Genomic DNA, 20,500 nt, shown 5'->3' with positions numbered 1-20,500 from the left:
AACACACTCTCCAGCTTCTGCCATGATGCCTCCATTAATGAGCTAGCCAGACCTGCACGGTATGATCGGCGCTGGCTGAAGCAATATACTGGCCATCAGGCGACCAGCTCAGCGAGTACACATAGTCGTGGTGGCCGCTATATGTGAATACATTGCCCCCAGTGGTCGCGTCCCAGATGTGTACGGTTTTGTCATAGCTGGCAGAGGCAATGCGCTTGCCATCGGGAGACCAGGCAACACTGCTCACACTCGCCTTGTGCCCCTGATAGGTAAAGATCATTTTGCCGCTTATGGCATCCCAGACCTGAGCGGTCTGATCAACACCGCCCGAAGCAAGGCGTTTCCCATCAGGCGACCAGGCAACCGTGTAGACCTTGTCGGTATGTCCCTTATAGGTAAGGAGCGTTTGGCCGCTTGCGGCATCCCAGACCTGTACGGTATCATCAAAGCTCCCGGAGACTATTTTCTTTCCATCGGGCGACCAGGCAACGCTACTCACCGTGTCATGATGTCCCTGATAGGTGAGCACATGCGCGCCGGTCATAGCATTCCAGATCTGTACGGTCTTGTCATAGCTGGCAGAAGCAATGTATTTCCCGTCAGGCGACCAGGCAAGGGAAAGAATCACATCCTGATGCCCTTTATAGGTGGTGATTCTCTGCTTGCCAGCGACTTGAATGACATCCACCTCATGGCTATTTCCGCCGGCTGCGATATATTTCCCGTCAGGCGACCAGGCAACCGCATTCATGACGGTATAACCGGTATAGGTCATCTGGTTTTTCCCGGTCACAGCATCCCAAACCTGCGCCGAATCGTCGCCAAGTCCGCCTGAGGAGACGATGTGTTTGCCATCATGGGACCAGGCAACTTGCCAGACCACGGATGAATGTCCTGTGTAGCTATAGGGATTGATATGGAGTGGCTCAATAGTCGGAATAGGAGCCTGGGTAACATTACCAGCGTGCGTCCCAAGACGCGGCAAGACCAGGAAAAAGAAACCCCCTCCAATAAGAGCCAGCAGGACAAGCGCGCTTATACTTCCAATAAGCCAGGGAGACCGACGTTGCGGTGCCTGAAGATTTTGGCGGTTGTCATATAGCTGCGGGCTCCCCACAGGAGAAGGTGGCGGAGCATATGCCGCGGTATAGGGTTTTCCACAATGGTTGCAGAATGCTTCATGGGCTGCGAGGGCTGTCCCACATGCAGAACAGACGTGCCTGTCGACTTGATACATACAACTATCCTTTCATAATGCTGTTCTTACGGCAACAACGCCTCTTCTTTTCGTCCTTAAAAGGGCCATTCAGGCAAAACATGCTGGGGTTGCCCAGCCTGTCGGCGAAGGGACGCCGCCTCTCCTAAGACATAGGCTGTCTGGTGCCAAATGATCGAGGAGAGCCACCAGGCTTTCGGCCGGTTCGCCAGGAAGCGCTCCAGCCAGGGGGCACTCTGTTCTCCTATTACCCCTGTCTCCAAAACCTGACGAAAGTGTTGTGCTGATACCCACTCGTCTAAATCCTCGTCTCGCAACGCGTCAACAGTCAGCCGGGTACGCTGCTCAACATCCGTCCGATACAAACGCAGAGCGGGCAGGTTGATGCGAAGGTTGAAGGCGCGACATGCTTCCGCGCCCATGAACATGCCAATGTCATGTCGCTCAACCCCCAGGCGGTCAAACCAGCCATCCTGTTCAAACACCTGGTATGTATTTTGTTGCAGCATGGTCGCTGCAATATCTTCCCAGCGTGCACTATGCCAGAGCAGCCAGGCCAGCGAATGTTGATTCTCACTGGGGGCATAGCGCAATTGCTCGTCGCTTTGCGCAGCCAGAATCAACTCGTCACTCATTGTGAGCGCCACGTCATACTGCAACAGGAAGAAAGTTCGTGTATCCATCGATTTCTTTCACCTATCGCAATGGTGGGCATCCTACATCCTGGAAAGGATCGCCTCTCCGCCAACGCCACCATTCTGTTGTGATGCCCATAGTATGCCTGAGAAAGAGGCCATGATGAGATAGCAGAGAGGTATCATAAGAGGGGCAAAGAGGTATCACTCTCTGAACAACGAGCAAAAACCAGATTCGCCGCCAGAAAAACGCTTCGCTTACATATCTTCAAAAAACGCAAGAGATTGTGTTAGAATAGTAGAAAGATTTTACCAGGTTCATTGCCAATAGGAATAAAAAAAGAAGTAGTATCACCATGAGCGACAAGCAGAAGACGCCCTCGTCCACCAAAAAGAGCGCCGGACAGCATCTCAGAGAAGAGCGGGAGATGCGCGGCTGGTCCCAACAGTACGTTGCCGAGCAACTTGGAGCCGACCGCTACTACCTCAGCAGATGGGAAAATGGCAAGATGCTGCCCAGCCCCTACTACCGAGAGAAGCTCTGTGCGCTTTTTGGCAAAAACGCCAGGGAACTGGGCCTCCTTTCCCAGGAAGCGCCGCTGGAAATGGATACGCCGGAGCCTGAGAGCATTGCTCATGGAAGTAGTGACGATCCTGCCATTCCACCTCCACCGGATGAATCTCGTGCACTGATTGGGCGCCAAACGCTCCTTTCTCTCCTGAAAAGCCGCTTGTGCTCGAATACACCCTCAATGGTTCTTGCGCTCTATGGGCTACCGGGCGTGGGAAAGACGGCTCTGGCGATTGCATTGGCTCACGATACAGAGATGCGAGCCTACTTCCACGACGGAATTCTCTGGGCTGGAGCAGGCAAGAACCCAGATGTCATAGGGATTTTGCGGCGCTGGGGCACGCTGCTTGGTATTTCAGCCACCGAAGCCTCCAGGCTCACCACACGCGAAGCATGGGCGCAGGCGGTCCGCACCTCCATAGGTTCAGGTCGGATATTGCTGATCATGGATGATATCTGGACCCTTGAAGCGTTCGCCTCCCTCAAAGTAGGCGGGAATTCCTGTGTTTACCTGGTTACCACCCGCTTTCCCCAGCTCGCCTGGCACGCTGCGGGCAACAACGCTTTCCCCGTCAGCGAATTGGATACATCTCACAGTATCACTCTCCTGGAACGCCTGGCGCCTCTGGCTATTCAGCAAGAGCCGGCTGCGGCGGCGGAAATTGCGCGCCTGGTTGGTGGGCTGCCGCTGGCGCTCCTGCTCACGGGCAATTTTCTGCGCGTGCAAACATACAATGGGCAACAGCGTCGCATGCGCCAGGCCATCGAGCGCCTGCGCTCAGTAGAAATGCGTCTGCACCTTCAGGAACCCCAGGCTTTCGCTGAACGCTCCCCCAGCATGACAGATACCCCTGCGATCTCACTGCATACCCTGATCGCGATCAGCGATCAGCAAGTAGAGCAAGAGGCCCGCGAGGCGCTCTACACCCTCTCAGTCTTTCCAGCCAAACCAAATACGTTCAGCGAAGCTGCCGCCCTGGCTGTATGCCAGAGACCTGCCGAAGTGCTCGATACGCTATGTGACGCGGGATTGCTGGAGAGCTATGCGCCCGACCGCTACGCGCTCCATCAGACCATCGCCGATTATGCCAGTCTCCAGAGAAGGGATGCTGCCTCTGTCGAACGTTTCGCGAGCTTTATGGCAGAGTATGTGAGCCTCTCTGAGAAGGACTATCAGCGTCTGGAACAGGAAAGCAGCAATATCCAAGCGGCCTTGCGTCTGGCCAGCGAACACAATCACCCGGGAGCCCTGATCGTCGCAGGTAACGCCTTTGCCCAGTTTCTCTTTATCCGTGGATCGTACACCGAGGCAGTAGACCTGTTAGAGCGTGTCTGTCAGGCTGCAACCGCTATGCAGAACCAGCAAAGCTTAGCAACTGCCCTCTACCAACTGGGGGACATTGTCATCAACATGGGAGAATATGCCCGGGCATATAACTACCTGCAACGCGGCCTCGAGCTGACGTCTGAACTCGACGCCCCCGCACTTCGAAGCCGCTTCTTACGTGTTCTCGGTATCTGTGCCTCCTCTCAAGGCAATTATGCCCAAGCTGAGTCTCACCTTCAGGAAGCTTTAGCTCTTGCGCGGCAAGAAAAGGACGACGAACTCATGAGCCTCGTACTCAGAAGTATGGGCGGAATTGCCAATGAGCAGGGAAAGTTCGCCCAGGCCGAGGAGTATTTGCAAGAAGGGCTTGTCCTGGCACGTCGGGTAGGAAAACCAGATCACACCTGTGCGCTGCTCATCAACCTCGGGCAGATAGCACTCACACGAGCCCATTATGCACAGGCAGAAAAGATAATTAAAGAAGGCCTGGACCTCGCCATACAGATTGGTTTTCGCGCTGGAATGTGCCTGTTCCAGCAACACCTGGGGATAGCGGCCATGGAACAGGGAAAATATGGGCTGGCCCGCGAGCCATTTGAACAGTCACTTGCGCTGGCCCGCCGTCTTGAGAATCGCGAATATCAGGTCTCAACGCTGGCGAATTTGGGGCTTCTTTTCCTGAAACAGAGCGATTACATCCAGGCAGAGGCATATCTGGCGGAGGGATTACGCATCGCGCGTATACTGGGGAACCCATGGGCGCTTGCAGGCACACTCAATGAGTGGGGAAAACTCTGTCTGGAACAGGGAAAAGTCGCAGATGCTGCCGCAGCCTTTATCGAAATGTATCAACTGAGTGCCCAGAACTCCCAGGAATGCGAGGCGCTTGCCCTGTATGGACAGGCTCGTGTTGCCCACATCCAGGGAGATATGCAAAAGGCCCACCAATTAGGACAGGCCAGTCTCGTTCTTCTCCAAGGCATGGAACACTACCAGGCTCCTGAAATAGAGCAGTGGTTGGCGACGGTAGTACCAACGTAGCGTATGGCATCTTCACTGCCAGGAAGAATTAACGATACTCTGTCAGAGTTAATTGGAAAGGTGGGGAGTGCAGAGGGGTGCCAGCCCCTCTGCGTCTTAATTCTCTGCCGTGATCGGTAGACAAACACTCCGGCACTCCATGCATCGGCCAACGCGGATCCTCTTTCACACGGATAGCATCCCGCAAGGTCAAGGCCGTCAAGGCCGACGACGGAGCTCCCCAACTCAAGCGATATCCACAAATACTTCGACTATAATCATCCTCGATCGCTGTTCACAACGGCATCTGCGCATGACCATGCTCATTGAGCACATAGCAGCGCAATCGACAATGATCCGCCTGCCAGATCGCGTTGGCGCACCTCGCCTCTCGATGATACAGCAGATCAAACGTCTCCCCATACTTCTCCTCCCCCTCCTGACCCAACACGACCCAATCCTTGGGCAGACGCCCCACAATCCGCGACACCTGCGCATAACTGGGGCGTGGCCAGCCCTGCTCGTCGGCCACCTGACTCACCACGGCATGAATGCTCGTGAGCGGTCGCCGCAGCCCCTGCAACGCCAGACCTTCTACCAACAACACCTCTTCCTCCGGCAACCCACGACTGTGCCCCCGATCCGAACGCACCTTCTTGCCTAAGCCCGCCAGCCCTCCCTCTCGATACGCCTGAATCCAGCGCTGCACCGTCCGGAGTGAAACCTGCCGCTCACCTGCACCCACTCCCCCTCGACGCACCATCTCCGTTTGCCACACGCCTTCCTCCAGATAGGGACGGATGATCGCCAAACGCTCGAACACCAAACCGCCTGCACTAGGTGACTCCTCTCTGGGTCCCCCTGTACCTCCCATTCGATCGCTCCCTCCTCTTCTCCACAACACACAATCTCCCACGATAACACCCGATAACACCATGGCATCGTGCCAAAAACTAGAGAGAAGAACACAGAAGTTGTCTATAAAAAGACCATTAAAAATGCTCAATAGAGCATTTTTCAACACAACTAAAAAAAAGCTATACAAGAAGCAGAATGGCATCCTGCCCTGACGTCTCCAGCGCTCGCCGGCACACCAGCACAGGCAGACGACACGCAGCTACAGGAGATACCGATCACAACATGCGGAGACGATAACGGGAGAAATACCACAACGCCCTCCCAAGACACAACGCGCGAGAGGAAAAACAAGCAAGGGAGCAGACCAGCCACGCATAGTCAATGCGCACAAAAAAATGGCGGCCTTTTTTTTCACGCTTTTTGGCGCAGCAAACGGTGTTTTCTCGTGGAAAAAGAAACTGAGAACGGGCTTGCAGAGGCACCCAAGCAGCAGAGACAACAGAAATTCATCAGCGTTCCCTACGACAAAGCATTCGTCCAACAATGCGTCATTTAATTCGTGCATTTACACTGTAGGCCGTCATGTCATGCGGACATTAGCCAATACGGCGACAAAAAAAAGAGAAGGAGACATCGTGAGACCTCGAAGAGCTTTTCAAGACTATAGGAATTTGAGAGAGAATACGAATCAGGAGCATGGCTCGCATCCTCTCTCCTTGCCGAGCAGGTCATGACTCCCAACGGGTACGGAAGCAAGGTCTGCCTCTTCCGCGCGGCTCGTGCGTGAAGAAGACTTTTTGCCATTTCTCAGGATCTATGCTACGATACAGGTGTAAGCCTTACTCATGACCGTTGGTTTGAGACGAAGGAGCGATCATGCCTCTGGAGATCACCCGAAAGCAGTTGATGCAAGTCCTTACGCAACAAGCCATCATCTGGTTTGGAGAAGAGCAAGCTCGTGACTTGCGCGCTCAGCTTGAGGAACGAGCAGCACATCTCTGGCTCCTCTCCCAGCACTTGCCCAATCAAGAACAAGAGCCAGATTTTCTCTGCTCCATCACACACAACATGAGAGAGGAGTAAATGGCCAGGATCTCCTCTTTGAACATCCAGCAAGCTGCCACACTCCTGCAGAGCGGTCAAGTGTCCTGTGTCCAAATAGTTCAGGATCTCCTCCAACGTATTGATGAACTTGATCCGACTTTCCATGCCTGGATCACGGTTGATCAACAAGGAGCGCTTGCACAAGCACAACAACTGGATGAGGAGTTAGCTACAGCGGGACCACGAGGAGCCTTGCACGGGATTCCTGTTGGCTGTAAAGATCTCCTCTATACCAGCGGCATAAAAACGACGGCCTGCTCTCCCCTCTATGCGGATTTTGTCCCAGCCTCTGATGCCACGGTCGTCAGCCGTCTCAAACAAGCAGGCGCAATCATCCTCGGGAAAACCATGTGTACCGAATTTGCCGTCAACGATCCTGCTCCAACCGTGCATGCGTGGCAGCCCGCTCATACTCCAGGGGGATCTTCGAGTGGTTCGGCGGTCGCGGTCGCCACGCGGATGTGTTTTGCCACTATCGACACCCAAACGGCTGGGGATATCCTCCGACCAGCCGCCTACAACGGGGTCATAGGCTTGAAACCAACTTATGGGCGTATCAGCCGCGCCGGCGTGCTTCCTGTGGCTTGGAGTCTGGATACGATGGGTGTGACGACACGCAGTGTCGAAGATACGGCGTTCTTACTTCAAGTGTTGGCCGGGCACGATTCCCATGATACCTCTTCTGCTTCCGTCCCCGTCCCTAATTACGCGGCAACACTGACCTCTCAGCCCATGGTTCCTCGCCTGGGACTCATACGACAGTATTTCTATGCACAGGCAGATCCAGAGGTTTGTGCGCATACCGACCAGGTGGCAGAGACTCTGCACAGGGCCGGGGCTCAGGTCGAAGAGATCACGCTGCCAGAAGATCTTTCCCTCTTGCATGCGGCCCATCGCATTATTGTGAGCGCTGAATGCGCGGCCTACCATCAAGAACTGTTTTCCGCTCATCCAGAGCAATACGGGCCCAAAATCCGGCAATTTATCCAGGGAGGGATGCTCACTCCGGCGGTGTCCTATTTGCAAGCGCAACGGTTGCGCAGTCGGTGGAGTTTCGCCTTCCAGGACCTCTTTCGGCACGTAGACGTCCTCTTGACGCCCGCCGCTCCTTCAGCTGCTCCCGCCGACCGAAGCACGACTGGGTCACCTGTTTTCCAGATTCCCTGGACCCTCTGTGGCTTTCCGTCGCTCTCCTTACCATCGGGCTTGAATACCAACCAGCTCCCTTTGGGAGTGCAGTTGGTGGGGGCCGCATGGCAGGAAGAGCGTCTCTTAGCGGTTGCCCGGTGGTGTGAGCGGACTTTGCATCTCGACCTGCTTCCTCCCTGCGCGTCCATCTCTTAAAGGGCTTCTCTCTTCTTATCCTCATCTGCCAGACAGCACATGATCATAAGCATTTGGATGTGCCAGCAGATGAATTGCGAGTCGTGATCCAGGAGGCTCAAGAGCGATACAAAACAACTTGAACTTCCTTCTCTTCAATCTCTTATAAGCGGCAAACTTTATGGCACAAAACAGCAAATCATTCTGGCAAAGGGCAGCGGTTCTGATGCGAAAACCAAACGTGCATTTACGGCAGCGAAAAGAATTGCGTCAGAGCGTGCCCGTTCTACCTCCTAAATAAAGACATGCCGCGAAAAGTTAATGTCGAGATACGGAAAAGAATTTCGACAAACAACATTGATCTCCAAACGCTCATGTGGCTAGGTGACAATTGGCAAGGTTTCTTTTAGCGCGCCTACCAATTGGCCACCTTACCACTTTAGCGACAACACGGTTAACTCAAAGGTCTCGCTGCTCATCAATCTGCGCCCAAAATGCCTCTCCATCAGGAGGAAGAGGATCTTCTGGAAGAGAAAGATCATCGATGATGGACACGGCCTTCTGATTCATGTTGGGATGAACCTCATAGAGGTCATGATGGCGTCGTAATCCTTCTGACCGCTCTTCAAGATATCGACCTACGGAACGGACATCTCCACCAGCGAGCGTCAAAACCGCCCAGGGATTCACAAACCAGCGATCCTCACTCCGAACACAGGCCCGATTATGCATCATGATGGTCCACACCGCGCGACGCCAGCGTTCTCTTCTCGCCGCAGGGGTTTGAATGCCTACCAGATGAGAGTATGGCAGTCGCTCATAGGCAATCAGGGCCTCAGACATGCCGTGCTGCAAGCGATCTTGACGCACCAACTGATGAAGATACGCCACGGGATCAACAGCTCCACTGCATTCCAATTCTTCCAAGAGGGTCAGGAGGGGGGCTTCTTGCCTTTCCCGATCTCGTGCCTGGCGCACCAACAACAGATCGCCTCTTTCGGATCAGAAAGCTGCCAATCCATCTGCAACGACTCGACCATGCTGTCATCTGACCGAATTATTGGCGTGATTGCCAGATAATATGCCATGGTTTTACTGGCTTCATAACAACCAACCTCTGCCGCATAAATTGGCGGGGTTTCATGCTCTCTTCCTGGCTGATAAGGATGGGACAGTTTTCACAAGAATCCTCTTCCTTGAGACACGATATTTGGCAGAACCGCCAAGATATATGGCAGAGAGTGGAACATTGAGCTTTGTGAGGATATACTGAGAGGCAGAGAGATTCCACACGCAGAATCTCACGGCTTTCTTGATACAACAGGAGTTGCGATGAGAAGCGAGAAACAGAAACGCATCCTTTTTCTGTGTGCCCATCGCTCTGTTCGTGAATTGCTGGCCGCAAGTCTGCTTGCCGCACAGAAACAGAACGGATGGGATATTTGGATCGCCCCTGCCCCTTTTCCTTCCGATGAGGTCGCTTTGGTCCGCCAGGTGCTTGACGAAGTTCATGTTCCCTTGCTCACCTCTCCTCAGACAGCAGAGCCATCTTTTGATCGTTCGTGGGATGAAGGTGTTGTGCTCTGTAGTGGCGCTACTGATCAGTGACCCTTCATTCCGAACGCCGGTCGGCGTCACTTGTGGTCCATCGAAGATCTTCCAAAGGAAGACCTCTCACAGAATGAACAGCTTCTCGCGTATCGTCGCATTCGTGCGGCTCTTCTTCAATCGATCAGACTCAACCTGCTCCTTCCGAAGCAGCTCGCACTCCTTCCACAACAGAAGTAATTTCTGCCACATATCTTGGCGCAATTGTCACCTCTCTGATGCGGCGCTTGCGGATTACAGAAAAGTTTGGCCATAGCCAACCGAATGTTTGGCCGCATAGTCTAAATTAGCTCGTAGAGCCAGACGAGCAACAAAAACGGCGTGATTTCGTCGGTAGCAGCCTTGCCTATATCAAGTCATGTGAACCAGCTTGTAGAGTGGACTCGCTAGTTTTTCTTGTGTGGCCAACCTTTCAGTAGTTTGCGGCCAAACTTTTCTGTAATCCACAGCGCTTTTTGACACTGTGCCTTGAAGGGATGGAGTTAAGATTGTTGTCACCAGCTGGTAAATACTACCACCAGCCGCAAAGGAGCAAAGCGCGAATGGTGCCAGTGGCATGGCGAGAGGAAACTTGAGGGGAGACGCGCGATCCTAGCAATTTCACCACTCGGTGCTCGCGACTCAGGCCGAACAGGAGGGTTCACAGCTTTGGGAAAATGCCTCCCGTCCATTGCATGTACTCTCGATAGGCATCCCCAAATTGATCCAGCATCATCTGCTCCTCTTGTGGCACACGCAGGAACTGGACGAGAGACGAGGCGATTAACCCAGAAAGCCCGGCGACCCAGTTCTGGAGCAAGAGCACTTGCGCGATCCCCATGAGCCAGAGCGCCGCATAGATGGGATGTCGAATCACCTGGTAGATGCCCTGGGTCACCAAGACCTGCTCGTGACTGATCTCTACCGTTGGCGACCAGTTGTGTCCCAGATCCGTGTGGGCTCTCCACATCAGCCACAATGCGTGACGCGCTCCAGAGGGATTCCGAGCCATCCCATCCAAAGAGGAACCTGATAAGTGAGAGCGTCGAGTGCTGGGGTCAGGATGGACACCAGTGGGATGATCTGCATGCCGAGAAATCCCAGGATGCTCACGATCCATTCCTGCTGGCTGACGTGAGATGCCTTGGTCCCCTGTTGCGTTTTCTCTCGCCAGTATCTTCTGCGATGAGGAAAGCGGATCACTTCTTGGACCACGATCCCAGCCATGAACAAGATTTTGAAGAACTGATAAACCATCTCAACCTCCGACGGCTGGACTCCTCCCTCAATTGTCGTTGCCTCCGCTCTCTTTTCTGCGCCTATCTCCTGCCTCCTCAAAGGCTTCACGGGTTTCACCAACAAGCCAGAAGAGAAAAAGCAGGGAAGCCACGTCTTCTGCCCACCACCAATGCAAGAGAGCGTTCAAACCGACACCAAGCAGCACAGCCCCAGCCATGTAGCCACAGGTGAACGAACTGGCAGCATCTCCCCTCAAAGCGCCACTCTCGATGCGGGCCGCAATGCGGCGTTTGCTGATCCCCAGCACCGGCATGACGAGGACGGCTGCCGCTGCCATGCCGATGCCAACCACCGCTTCCTCTGGATGAGCACGTGAGACCAATCCCCAGATGGCTGTGGCAAGGACATAGAGACACAGGAGCGAGAGAGCAATGGCAACCACCCAGGCCGCCTGGCGCTCGGCCCGTTCCACCTGCTCGGTGTCCCCGCCTCGTGCCTCAAGGGAGAGCCGCCACAGTAAGACCGCCCCACTGATCAGTTCAATGACGCTATCCAGGCCAAAGGCGATCAGCAGCGCACTGCTCGCGCTCACGCCTGCGCCAATGGAGATGGCTGCTTCGATGATCATCCACAGCACAGTGACGATTTCCACCCGGACCCCCAGGTGGATTTCTCTCGCTCGATTGGTGAGATGGCTCATCGGGCTGATCGCTCCGCTTGAGGCCGTGCCGATTTCGCTGCTCCTTGTGTGGGAACGCGAGCCAGCGATTTCTGACGAAGCAAGCGCGAAGAGTTGGCAAGGATACCCAGATCTGGCAGCGACTGTGCGGCGGCAGCCAGGATCGGCGGCAGGATACCGAAGGCGGCAAGGGAGAGACCCACCAGGTTGTAGAGGGCCGTAAAGCCAATGTTCATTTTGACCACCCGCATCGTTCGGTGCGCAATGGCGAAGGCTTCCGGCACCAGTCGCCAGTCATTGCGCATCAGCGCCATGTGGGCCGCATCCATCGCCACATCGGTTCCAGCGACTCCCATTGCCATGCCAATATCCGCTTGCGCCAGGGCTGGAGCATCATTGACGCCATCACCAACCATGACGACGGTATGCCCTTTGGCCTGATACTCCTTCACCAGACGAATCTTGTCTTCTGGGAGAAGATTTGCCTGGTACCCAATACCCAACTGGTGTGCCAGGGCAGATGCAACTCGCTCGTTATCCCCGGTCAGTAGTTCGATCCGCTTTACCCCCTGACGCTTGACCTCTGCCAGTGCTTCTGGCACTTCGGGGCGTACCGTATCAGAGGCTCCCAGCAGACCAACGAGCACCCCGTTTTGCTCAAGAAACAGAAGGGTCTTGCCTTGTGCTTCTAGCCGGGTGGCCTCAGCGAAATCAAGACCAGAGGGAATGAGGCGTGCATTGCCGACACTTAACGCACTGCCACTCACGCGAGCACGTATCCCCTGTCCTGGAATGGCCTCAAAGTGCTCTGTTGGGAGAAGAATGATCTGCTCTTCCGCCGCTTTTGCCCGAACCGCTTCGGCCAGGGGGTGTTCTGAGTAGCGCTCTGCGCTTGCCGCAAGCTGAAGGACTTCTGAAGCAGTGAGCGGGCCGACGGCGACGATATCCGTAATCTGTGGCTGGCCTATCGTCACGGTTCCTGTTTTATCCAGGAGCAGGACATCCGCTCGCGCCAGCACTTCCAGATACTTGCCCCCCTTGATCAGCAGCCCGCATTTGGCCGCTGCCCCAATCGACGCCAGCATGGCGACAGGCGTTGCGAGCGCCAGCGAACAGGAACAAGCGACAACGAGTACAGAAGCTGTCGCGAGGGGATTGCGGCTTATGAGAAACGTCAGAGCCGCAATGGTTGCCACAAGAGGCAGAAAGTAGGCCGAAAAACGGTCAGCCAGGCGCTGTACATCGGCGCGGTGAGCTTCCGCCTCTTCGACCATTTTGATGACACGCCCAAACGTCGTCTCCGTTCCAACCTGCCTCGTTTGGATGCGCAGACTTCCCAGGGTCGCGATGGTCGCTGCAAAGACGTGATGGCCTTGCTCCACCTCAATCGGCATCGACTCACCCGTAATCGCAGCCTGATTGACCGTGGCTTGTCCCGACATCACCACTCCGTCAACGGGAATGGCTTCGCCAGGTCGAACGATCACGATATCCCCCTGCTGCACCTCGCTCAAAGGCAGCTCCATTTCACCTCCCTCACGCTCAAGACGAGCCGTCTTGGGAGCCATTGAGGTGAGATGTTTGAGCGCGAGGCGAGAACGTTCCGTCGTAAAGTTCTCTGCAAAATTACCAATATGCATGAAGAAGACGACAACTGCGGCGGTTGTCCATTGCCCAACGACGAGCGCAGCCAGTACTCCAAGGCTCATGAGCGTGTGAGAGATCACCTGGCGACGCAAGGCAGCTTTGATCACGTTCCAAAAAATGGGGGCTCCCGCAAGCAGGACGAGTGCCCATCCAACGTACCATGGTACCAGGTCGGTGATGCGTTCCATCCAACCCAGCCATTCTCCAGCGATCACTACCAGAAGGACGACGCCAAAAACCAGGGCAAAAAGCGTGAGGATGGGACGGGTAAAGGAGCCAAGCGTGGAAGAAGCTGAAGTCCCCTCTTGAACGGCTCCCTCTGAGACAATGGAGTACCCTGCCCCCTCGATCGCCTGATGAAACGCTGGAAGCGTCACTTGCGTAGGATCGTACTGGACGACTGCTTTCTCCGACGAGAGATACACCTGGGCAGACACAACGCCTGGGTGAGCCGCCAGGGCATGTTGGACATGCTCAGTGCATTCAGTACAGTCCATTCCCGCAATCTTCATCTCGACGGTGCGTAGCGGAAGCTCAAGTGTATACCCCGCCCCTTCTACCGCTTTGCAAAACGCACTTGTATTCACGACGGTAGGGTCGTAGCGGACGACCGCTTTCTCCGACGAGAGATACACCTGAGCTTCCTGCACACCTGGAAGCGCGCTGAGGGCGTGTTGAACATGCTGTGTACACTCGGTGCAATCCATGCCCCGTACAGAAAACTCCATCAGTTGACAGGACTCAGGAGGGAGAAGATCATTCACTTCAGTTATCCTTTCGCGCGTGCTGGTATGTGTCGCCTCATCCTATGCGTGCTCATGATCGTGAGTCCCTTGCATCTGACAGTACAATCCATCAAGCTCGCTACACTTTCCCTGATGCCCGTCACATTCAAATTGCAATGTGGAATGTCCAATGCGATACTTCTCGTGTAGCATGGACTCCAACTGAAGGAGAATTGGGGCACATTCATTCAAGGGCAAGTTCGCGGTCTGGACATGGGCAGAGAGAGCATACATTCCGCTGGTGATACTCCACACATGTACATCATGAACATCAGCCACTTCTGGAACCCGATTCATATCCGCAACGAGAGCCGGAAGGTTGACGTCTATGGGGGTTGCCTCCAGCAAGATATCGGTCGTTTCCCGCACAATCCGCCAGGCGCCAAGAGCAATCAGCACCGCAATCCCCACGGAGAGGATCGGGTCCATTGGAGTCCAGCCAGTCAGGAGAATGACGAGGCCTGCAACAATAACGCCTGCGCTTGCCCCAACATCTCCAAAGACATGGAGCGCTGCTGCTTTCGCATTGAGATTCTCTTGCTCTTTGTTCAGCCCAAAGCCAATGAAGAGGTTGACAGCAATTCCGACTCCTGCTGAGGCAAACATGAACACCGGCTCGATGGGTTCGGGATGTTGAAAGCGCTGCACCGCCTCGTAGAGAATCCAAATCGTCACGAGGATCAGCGTGATGGCATTGAGAAGAGCGGCCAGAATACCCACGCGATGATAGCCAAAGGTTTTACGTGCATTAGCAGGTCGTTCCGCCTGAGCCGTGGCAAACCAGGCCAGGCCGAGAGCAAAGATGTCGGTGAGCGCATGACCTGCATCGGAAAGAAGCGCTAGCGAGTGAGCGAGCAGACCGCCACCAACTTCTGCCGCCACAATAAGGAGAGAGAGGAAGAAGGCAAGGCGTAGCGTCTGTCTGGCCATGCCATGTGTATGATCATGTCCTGCATGCTCACTACTCATCAGTACTCTCTTTCTCTTGAAACGAGGGGTGTTCTTCCGTGTAATTGGTGCATTCATACATCCCTCTTGCAATATCTCGGAGAATTTCCTCAGTGAGTGTCAACAAGGCCGCAATTTGAGGATGACTTAATTGGTAGAGCGTGTAGCGGCCTTGTGCTTCAGAAGTCACGAGATCGCAGTCCGATAAACAACGCAAATGGTTCGAGACATTGGTGCGCGACAACCCAGTTTTCTCCACAATGGCACTCACGGTGAGTGCGCCCTCGCGCAAGGCTTCTAAAATAGAGAGCCGCGAGGAATCAGCAAACCCGCGATAGAGTTTGGCTTTCAGCGCGATGGCCTGTGCTTGAAGTGTTGGCATGGTTGTTCTTCCTCAGACATTGATAAGTCATTACTTGGTGACATGATAACGTGTGAGGCAAGAAGTGTCAAGCCGTTCTCGGGGTGGCGCTCGCGCTCGCTGCTTCCAGTCACAAGGGAGAATGTGTCACAGGTAAAACATGTACTTTAGCAGAAACCTCGTCCCGTGAAGCGATGGAGTCGGCACTAGCTACTCACGGTTGAGGAGAGTGAGAGCAGGTAATGAGCACAATGCAATGAGGAAAAAATTCAAAGGAGGTGCCGTTCATTTTCCAAAGAGGAAGCCGGAGGTGATCCAACTTCCTCTTCCTGATCTTGATGAGGCAAAACAAGAGACGCGCCAATCTCTGGGATGGTGACAGCCGCGTCGTGGGCCAACGCTCGGTTTCAGGCTCGCGTGGTGGGCAGGGCTTCACTTCCCTTCCCAGCCTGTTGGCTCTCATGGAGTGCATGGATGGCTTCCCGAATGCCATAGTAGACAATGACGAGCGATGCAAGCGGATCGGCCCACCACCAGCCAAAGAGAGCATTGAGCAGGAGTCCCAGCAAAACAGCTCCGGCCAGATACGCATCTACCAGCGTCACACGTCCTTCGGTGAGCAGCACTTCATTCTGAAGTTGCTGTCCCGTCACCCTTTTACCGAAGGCGAGCAGCAACATGACAATGAATGTCGCCGCAATCCAGGCAATCCCGCCAACGGAGGTGGCAGGGTGCGTTCCCGTGAGAAGCGTGTAGAGCAGTTGGGCCACAATGTAGATGACGAGCGTAATGAAGGCGATGCCGATGAGACGAAGCGCCAGGCGTTCACGATTCAAGTTGATCCCCCTGAGTTGCCAGACGACCACGACGGACGCAAAGATTTCGATGAGTGAGTCCAGGCCAAAGCCTGCCAGAGCAACGGAATGGGCGGTATACGCCGCCAGAATGACGAGAATGACCCCAACCACATTCCATCCCAGGGTGAGATATTCCAGCAGTAATCCCCGTTTGAGGAGAGCAGTTTGATTCAAAATAACCTCCAGTTCATCAATTGATTACTCTTCATTGTATCTCATCTAAAACTGGAAGCATTTTGGTCCCGTTTTTTGCTCAATTTGACTGCGCGTCTCTTTCAAGCATCCTATTGCGAGGTGCTCACTCCCTTCTAGGTTTACCATATCTTCTGCCAGATAAAGTGCCAAATTGCCAGATAACTTGGGCTAATCCAGATTAGGGGCTTACTGTCTGCTTGCTCTGCATAAAGAGCCCATGACCAAGAGGATTCTTCTGCTCAAGAGATCAAGCAAGCGACCAATAAGCCCCCGAAGTGGGCATCAGTCTAACTTGGCGCGATAACGAGAAACGCTTAGGAAACAACAGGTATGATGCCTAATTTTATTCTCCAGCGATGTTTCGCCAGATTATGTGTCACTGCTTGTCTGCTTACAGCCGCTAAAACCATCAGCATTTTATCTTGCAAAGCCGCCAAGAATTCAGGCAAATGACACTTTTCAAGACTATAGGAATTTGAGAGAGGATACGAACCAGAGAGAACCTGCTCCTGGTTCGTATCCTCTCTTCTGCACCTTCTATTCTTGTTCAGGTTGAGCATCGTCTGCCGGTTTGCCCCAGGGGAATACCGTCGGCTCTTCGGCAATGTGGATCATCTCGGTTATTGGTTCGGGCTTTCGATTGAAAGAAGGTTTGATCTCCAGGCGATCATGATGGGCCTTGATCTCATCCTCATGCGTCTCGAGATAGGCATTAATCGCTTCCTTGCGGCCACCCACTAACTTCTGAATGGCGAGGGTGGTAATGTACCAGCGCTCTAACGGACGGCGTGTTTCGTTCCACTGCATGAGCGTGTGTACGGCACGGCGATAGCGCTCATTCCCTGCTTCGGGGGCCTTCATCCCCGCAAGTTGAGAGGTTTTCATGGCTGCATGTTTCCCCATAGGAAAGAGAGGAAAAGAAGGGGTATATTTCGCTTTCTCTCCCCTCTACGAGTAAACTGGATATTGCCTGGCTGATAGGCTGCTTGGTCTCTTGCTCGAAGTAGGTAAAGGCGGGCGAGGGATTGACTTCAAAGCAGTACCACTCTCCCTCAGGTGTGCAACGTAGATCAATGCCAGCCACAAGCAGTCCGAGCCCGCGGGCGAGGAGACGGCATCGCTCTTGAATGAGCTCTGGCAGAAGACAGGCCTTGATAGTAGCGCTTGCACCCTGTTGTGAGGCATAGCGATAATCAGCGGCGGGCGAGTAAATGTGACAGGCGAAGAGCTGTTGATCGACGACATGCACGCGGTAGTCATCCCCTGGTATATATTGCTGAAATTGCGTTGGGCACCAGCGCACCAGCTCGAGGCGTGCGCGTTGCTTTTCTGTCAGGCAGGAGACGATGCTACGCGTACCGCTTATGGATTTGTAGATGACCTTCTCATGGCGCTGCCAGAAGGCCAGCGCGGCCTGCGGATTCGTCGTAATCAAGGTATCGGGAACGGCAAAACCGAATTGTTGAATAAGGCTTGCCTGGTACGGTTTGGAGTTGTTGCTTGCCATGGCCTCCAAAGGGTTGATGACGAGCGCGGGTGTGAGCTCTATCCAGGAGAGCAAGAGGTCTTCTACATTGAGAGCGTGCTGCCTCAGCGCATGTGACTTATCCAGGTCCCGCATACACGGCAACGAGAGCGTCTCGTAGGGCCGTAAGTAGACGGCCTGGATGTCCTCCAATCTGATGTTTTCGCCCTTAAGGCTCAGGACTCCGCTGGCTTGATCAGCAACGGTGAGTTTGATCGAGGTGTGTCGGAGATCGTGCTGGTTGAGAAACGCAGGGCGGCAGTTACGACGTCGTAGCACCTCGTAAACAGCGCGCAGTGGTCCGTCACCCGGTAATCCCCAGAGCAGAATCATGCTTGCTCTCCCCTCTGCCTTCCTAGCCGGCGAAAGTAGGCGAGAACCGCCGGCTCTAGCCGCGGGTTGGCACTGATATCGGGCCAGGTATCGGCCGCGACGAAGGCCGCTCCACGTTCGGCCCCACTGAAATGAAGCGTGACGAGCTCCACTCCGGCAACACGTGCCAGGAGCCGGGCCTGGCTCTGGAGGGAAGGGTCTCCATCGCTCAAGCACTGCTCGCCAATCACGGTGATTTGAGCTGTGCCTTCCGCAGGTTGCGCACCTGGCTCCAGATCTGTTGCTGGTTCACTGGTGCGCGTACCCAGGGCAACAGCCTGTTTGTACAACGGCACGACAGGGATGCCGATGCGCGCGGCGGCGGCTAGCCAGCGCTCGTGGCGCCAGGCTGGTCCAGCAAGGCTGACGGCGGTAGGGCGGTTGAGGAGAGGACAAGAAAGTTCCGTCAGCCAGCTGCGTAAAAACGCCGTCATCTCATCTGCCGCGTAGGCGCGATCCTGCTCGGCCAGTTCTGGCAGTTCGCGCGCTGAAATGCTTGCCAGGCGCATAAGTACCCCGCTGATCTCTTCCCCGGCCACGCGCTCGCCAGCGATGCACGCGGTAGAGGTCAGGGCTTGCCCCGTGACGAACTGCCAATGCGGGGTGAGCAGGTCGGCGCTGGTCAAAAGGCCAGCGCGGTGACCTGCGTCCGTCCAGCGTTGCGCCAGCCTTCGGGCGCTGGTATCCCACCGGTGGGCGACGATAAGCAGCACTCCCCTATTCCTCCTGTGCCTCACTGAGGGCATGTTCGCCCACGGCAGGGCGTTCCTCTGTCGTGATGAAGGTGGAACCATGGGCTGGCGCTTCGTTGCTAGAGAGTGTGAAAATCTCCTCTTCGCTTGCTTCAGGCTCGCCTCCAGGCGGGACAAGCGTGCGCTCAATCATGGCCGTTTTGTCGCGATCCTTCTCCTTACGCTCCTTGTCCTTGGGAGTGCCCACCGTAATGGTAACCGCGGGACTGTAATCGCCGAACCAGGAGACCTGTTCCTGGACCATGCGCCACTGGCACATGTAGTAGCCCGCTCTTGCGGGGGCTTGCAGGTGCAAGGTAAACGTGGCCTGCTGACCCGGGAGGACTGGCGACGTAGGCAGCTCGCAGCGGCTAGTGCCCCACGTGGTCGAATCCTGGGGCGATTGAGATCCCAGGCGGAACGGGTTCGTACCGCCCGAAGCCCAAGTCTTCGTCCTGTATTCTGCATGGTGATGGTCGCGGTAAAGCTCTGACCTGGATTGAGGGTCGCGGGAATAGACTGTGAGACAAAGCGGGCCGCCAGGGCGGGTAGCGGCTGACAGTGAATTTCCGTCCAGCCCGCGGGAGCCATGTGGTGCTGCCAGTAGCGCCACCAGCCGTTAATGAGGCCGTGCCACTGGTAGAAGTAGACGCTCTTTGGCGAGACCGAAAAGTCGGACATAAAAGGATCATTGAAGATTTTGGGCGCAGCCACTACATGACCCCAGCCGTGAATACCATCGCCAATGTACTGCCCCAGGTCGTCATCCATGTGGCCCCAGCGCGCGGGATTAGCGAGGAAGTTTTGCTCGTCCTGGATGTATGTTGAGCCAGCGGCCGAATCAGGCGTTGAGGCTATCTGTCTAAAGAAGGAAGGCAACTGGCTCCAGGGTGCGACAAGGGCCTGGTTGGCGAATGACTGGCTGTCATACCAGGCGTGCACCTTGTCGACAAACTGGCAGTGGAAACGCAGGAACTCGACGCCTTCACCCGTCTTGAAGGGAACCATATGCTGCATATGCCAGTTGGCATGCTCGTTCAGCAGATCCGAGGGGAACCAGGGGATCTCGACGCTACTGCCGAAGAGCCAGAGCGCGGGACCACGCTCATCGAGAATGAGGACGCGATCGCCATTGACGTTCGCGTAGTGTAAGACTGGCGCGCAGGAGGTGTAACCGCTGGTCGAGAAACGCACGAAATCGCCATCGGCGCGCGCCTCCTGCCAGAGGTAGAGGTTGGTCTCCCCCCCGGTGATGCTGATATAGTGTCCCGCATCAAAGTCTGCCTGCGAGGTACACCAGGGAATCCACATGTCGCAGTCGGCGATGCCGGCACCAAGCGCGATAACTGGAAGGCTGTTATTCTCGTGGTCCTTGACGCCAACGGTGATCCCCGAAGAATAGTTATTGACGATCCGTTTGATGGCTGTAACACCCATAGTACCTCCATTTGAATGTACATTTGTGCAGCGGAACTGCACGACGAGAAAAAGTGTGTCAAGCGTGATAGAGAGTGAGAGCA

General features: G+C 55.0%; 22 protein-coding genes and 1 pseudogene. 7 read left to right on the top strand and 16 right to left on the bottom strand.

Going from position 1 to position 20,500, the window contains the following annotated elements; all coding sequences use genetic code 11:
* Nucleotides 1-34 precede the first annotated feature (34 nt).
* Complete coding sequence (locus JMJ16_RS34975; protein ID WP_201389098.1) at nucleotides 35-1,237, bottom strand: WD40 repeat domain-containing protein; 1,203 nt, start codon at nucleotides 1,235-1,237, stop codon at nucleotides 35-37.
* Between the two features lie 56 nt (nucleotides 1,238-1,293).
* On the bottom strand, nucleotides 1,294-1,899 hold the full coding sequence (locus JMJ16_RS34970) for a DinB family protein (protein ID WP_201389096.1): 606 nt from the start codon (nucleotides 1,897-1,899) through the stop codon (nucleotides 1,294-1,296).
* A 308-nt stretch (nucleotides 1,900-2,207) separates the two neighbouring features.
* Between JMJ16_RS34970 and JMJ16_RS34965 the strand changes: the two genes are divergently transcribed.
* Complete coding sequence (locus JMJ16_RS34965) at nucleotides 2,208-4,790, top strand: tetratricopeptide repeat protein (RefSeq protein ID WP_201389094.1); 2,583 nt, start codon at nucleotides 2,208-2,210, stop codon at nucleotides 4,788-4,790.
* Between the two features lie 274 nt (nucleotides 4,791-5,064).
* Here JMJ16_RS34965 and JMJ16_RS34960 read toward each other — a convergent pair whose 3' ends face one another.
* A complete protein-coding gene (locus tag JMJ16_RS34960) occupies nucleotides 5,065-5,643 on the bottom strand; it encodes a helix-turn-helix domain-containing protein (RefSeq protein WP_201389092.1) in 579 nt (192 codons plus the stop codon).
* A gap of 860 nt (nucleotides 5,644-6,503) precedes the next feature.
* Here JMJ16_RS34960 and JMJ16_RS34955 point away from each other — a divergent pair.
* Nucleotides 6,504-6,710 (top strand): hypothetical protein, encoded by a 207-nt coding sequence (locus JMJ16_RS34955; protein WP_201389090.1) that lies wholly within the window; start codon nucleotides 6,504-6,506, stop codon nucleotides 6,708-6,710.
* A gap of 18 nt (nucleotides 6,711-6,728) precedes the next feature.
* Nucleotides 6,729-8,075 (top strand): amidase, encoded by a 1,347-nt coding sequence (locus JMJ16_RS34950; protein ID WP_201389088.1) that lies wholly within the window; start codon nucleotides 6,729-6,731, stop codon nucleotides 8,073-8,075.
* A gap of 438 nt (nucleotides 8,076-8,513) precedes the next feature.
* On the opposite strand, the gene JMJ16_RS34945 is transcribed toward JMJ16_RS34950, so the two are convergent.
* Nucleotides 8,514-9,038: a hypothetical protein gene (locus JMJ16_RS34945; RefSeq protein ID WP_201389086.1), complete on the bottom strand. Its 525-nt coding sequence runs from the start codon at nucleotides 9,036-9,038 to the stop codon at nucleotides 8,514-8,516.
* 348 nt (nucleotides 9,039-9,386) lie between these two features.
* On the opposite strand from JMJ16_RS34945, the gene JMJ16_RS34940 reads away from it, so the two are divergent.
* Nucleotides 9,387-9,662 (top strand): hypothetical protein, encoded by a 276-nt coding sequence (locus JMJ16_RS34940; protein WP_201389084.1) that lies wholly within the window; start codon nucleotides 9,387-9,389, stop codon nucleotides 9,660-9,662.
* Nucleotides 9,663-10,302: 640 nt separating this feature from the next.
* Here the strand turns inward: JMJ16_RS34940 and JMJ16_RS34935 are convergent.
* The 12 genes and pseudogenes from JMJ16_RS34935 to JMJ16_RS57470 all read right to left on the bottom strand — a co-directional run.
* Nucleotides 10,303-10,611 (bottom strand): isoprenylcysteine carboxylmethyltransferase family protein, encoded by a 309-nt coding sequence (locus JMJ16_RS34935; protein ID WP_201389082.1) that lies wholly within the window; start codon nucleotides 10,609-10,611, stop codon nucleotides 10,303-10,305.
* On the bottom strand, nucleotides 10,611-10,898 hold the full coding sequence (locus JMJ16_RS34930; RefSeq protein ID WP_201389081.1) for a hypothetical protein: 288 nt from the start codon (nucleotides 10,896-10,898) through the stop codon (nucleotides 10,611-10,613). Before JMJ16_RS34930 ends, JMJ16_RS34935 begins: the two co-directional genes overlap by 1 nt.
* A gap of 28 nt (nucleotides 10,899-10,926) precedes the next feature.
* Nucleotides 10,927-11,580 carry a cation transporter gene (locus JMJ16_RS34925; RefSeq protein ID WP_201389080.1) on the bottom strand — a complete coding sequence of 218 codons (654 nt, stop codon included), beginning with the start codon at nucleotides 11,578-11,580 and terminating at the stop codon, nucleotides 10,927-10,929.
* Nucleotides 11,577-13,970, bottom strand: a complete 2,394-nt coding sequence (locus tag JMJ16_RS34920) for a heavy metal translocating P-type ATPase (RefSeq protein ID WP_236601828.1) — start codon at nucleotides 13,968-13,970, stop codon at nucleotides 11,577-11,579. Before JMJ16_RS34920 ends, JMJ16_RS34925 begins: the two co-directional genes overlap by 4 nt.
* A 42-nt stretch (nucleotides 13,971-14,012) precedes the next feature.
* The gene (locus JMJ16_RS34915; protein ID WP_201389079.1) at nucleotides 14,013-14,960 is read right to left on the bottom strand and encodes a cation diffusion facilitator family transporter; all 948 of its coding nucleotides are present in this window, start codon (nucleotides 14,958-14,960) and stop codon (nucleotides 14,013-14,015) included.
* Complete coding sequence (locus tag JMJ16_RS34910) at nucleotides 14,953-15,321, bottom strand: helix-turn-helix transcriptional regulator (RefSeq protein WP_201389078.1); 369 nt, start codon at nucleotides 15,319-15,321, stop codon at nucleotides 14,953-14,955. Before JMJ16_RS34910 ends, JMJ16_RS34915 begins: the two co-directional genes overlap by 8 nt.
* Nucleotides 15,322-15,707: 386 nt before the next feature.
* A complete protein-coding gene (locus JMJ16_RS34905) occupies nucleotides 15,708-16,331 on the bottom strand; it encodes a cation transporter (protein ID WP_201389077.1) in 624 nt (207 codons plus the stop codon).
* A 558-nt stretch (nucleotides 16,332-16,889) separates the two neighbouring features.
* Nucleotides 16,890-17,237, bottom strand: a complete 348-nt coding sequence (locus JMJ16_RS34900; protein ID WP_201389076.1) for a hypothetical protein — start codon at nucleotides 17,235-17,237, stop codon at nucleotides 16,890-16,892.
* Nucleotides 17,188-18,210: a RimK family alpha-L-glutamate ligase gene (locus JMJ16_RS34895; RefSeq protein ID WP_201389075.1), complete on the bottom strand. Its 1,023-nt coding sequence runs from the start codon at nucleotides 18,208-18,210 to the stop codon at nucleotides 17,188-17,190. Before JMJ16_RS34895 ends, JMJ16_RS34900 begins: the two co-directional genes overlap by 50 nt.
* Complete coding sequence (locus JMJ16_RS34890; RefSeq protein ID WP_201389072.1) at nucleotides 18,207-18,962, bottom strand: hypothetical protein; 756 nt, start codon at nucleotides 18,960-18,962, stop codon at nucleotides 18,207-18,209. Before JMJ16_RS34890 ends, JMJ16_RS34895 begins: the two co-directional genes overlap by 4 nt.
* Before the next feature lie 4 nt (nucleotides 18,963-18,966).
* Nucleotides 18,967-19,134 carry a hypothetical protein gene (locus JMJ16_RS54920; protein WP_236601827.1) on the bottom strand — a complete coding sequence of 56 codons (168 nt, stop codon included), beginning with the start codon at nucleotides 19,132-19,134 and terminating at the stop codon, nucleotides 18,967-18,969.
* 138 nt (nucleotides 19,135-19,272) lie between these two features.
* Nucleotides 19,273-19,593, bottom strand: a pseudogene (locus tag JMJ16_RS57470) (hypothetical protein); the annotation flags it as partial.
* Between JMJ16_RS57470 and JMJ16_RS57465 the strand changes: the two are divergent.
* The 3 genes from JMJ16_RS57465 to JMJ16_RS57455 all read left to right on the top strand — a co-directional run bounded on the left by JMJ16_RS57465 (nucleotide 19,575) and on the right by JMJ16_RS57455 (nucleotide 20,432).
* Entirely contained in the window at nucleotides 19,575-19,808 is a 234-nt protein-coding gene (locus JMJ16_RS57465) for a hypothetical protein (protein ID WP_201389068.1), read from the top strand. The pseudogene JMJ16_RS57470 and the gene JMJ16_RS57465 overlap by 19 nt on opposite strands.
* A 108-nt stretch (nucleotides 19,809-19,916) precedes the next feature.
* The gene (locus JMJ16_RS57460; protein WP_201389066.1) at nucleotides 19,917-20,132 is read left to right on the top strand and encodes a hypothetical protein; all 216 of its coding nucleotides are present in this window, start codon (nucleotides 19,917-19,919) and stop codon (nucleotides 20,130-20,132) included.
* Nucleotides 20,133-20,243: 111 nt separating this feature from the next.
* Nucleotides 20,244-20,432, top strand: coding sequence for a hypothetical protein (locus JMJ16_RS57455; RefSeq protein WP_201389043.1), 189 nt, complete (start codon nucleotides 20,244-20,246; stop codon nucleotides 20,430-20,432).
* Nucleotides 20,433-20,500 lie beyond the last annotated feature (68 nt).

This window comes from Ktedonobacter sp. SOSP1-52, assembly GCF_016587395.1.
The sequence above is the reverse complement of the archived record's forward strand: the minus strand, read 5'-3'. Positions and strand labels throughout refer to the sequence as shown.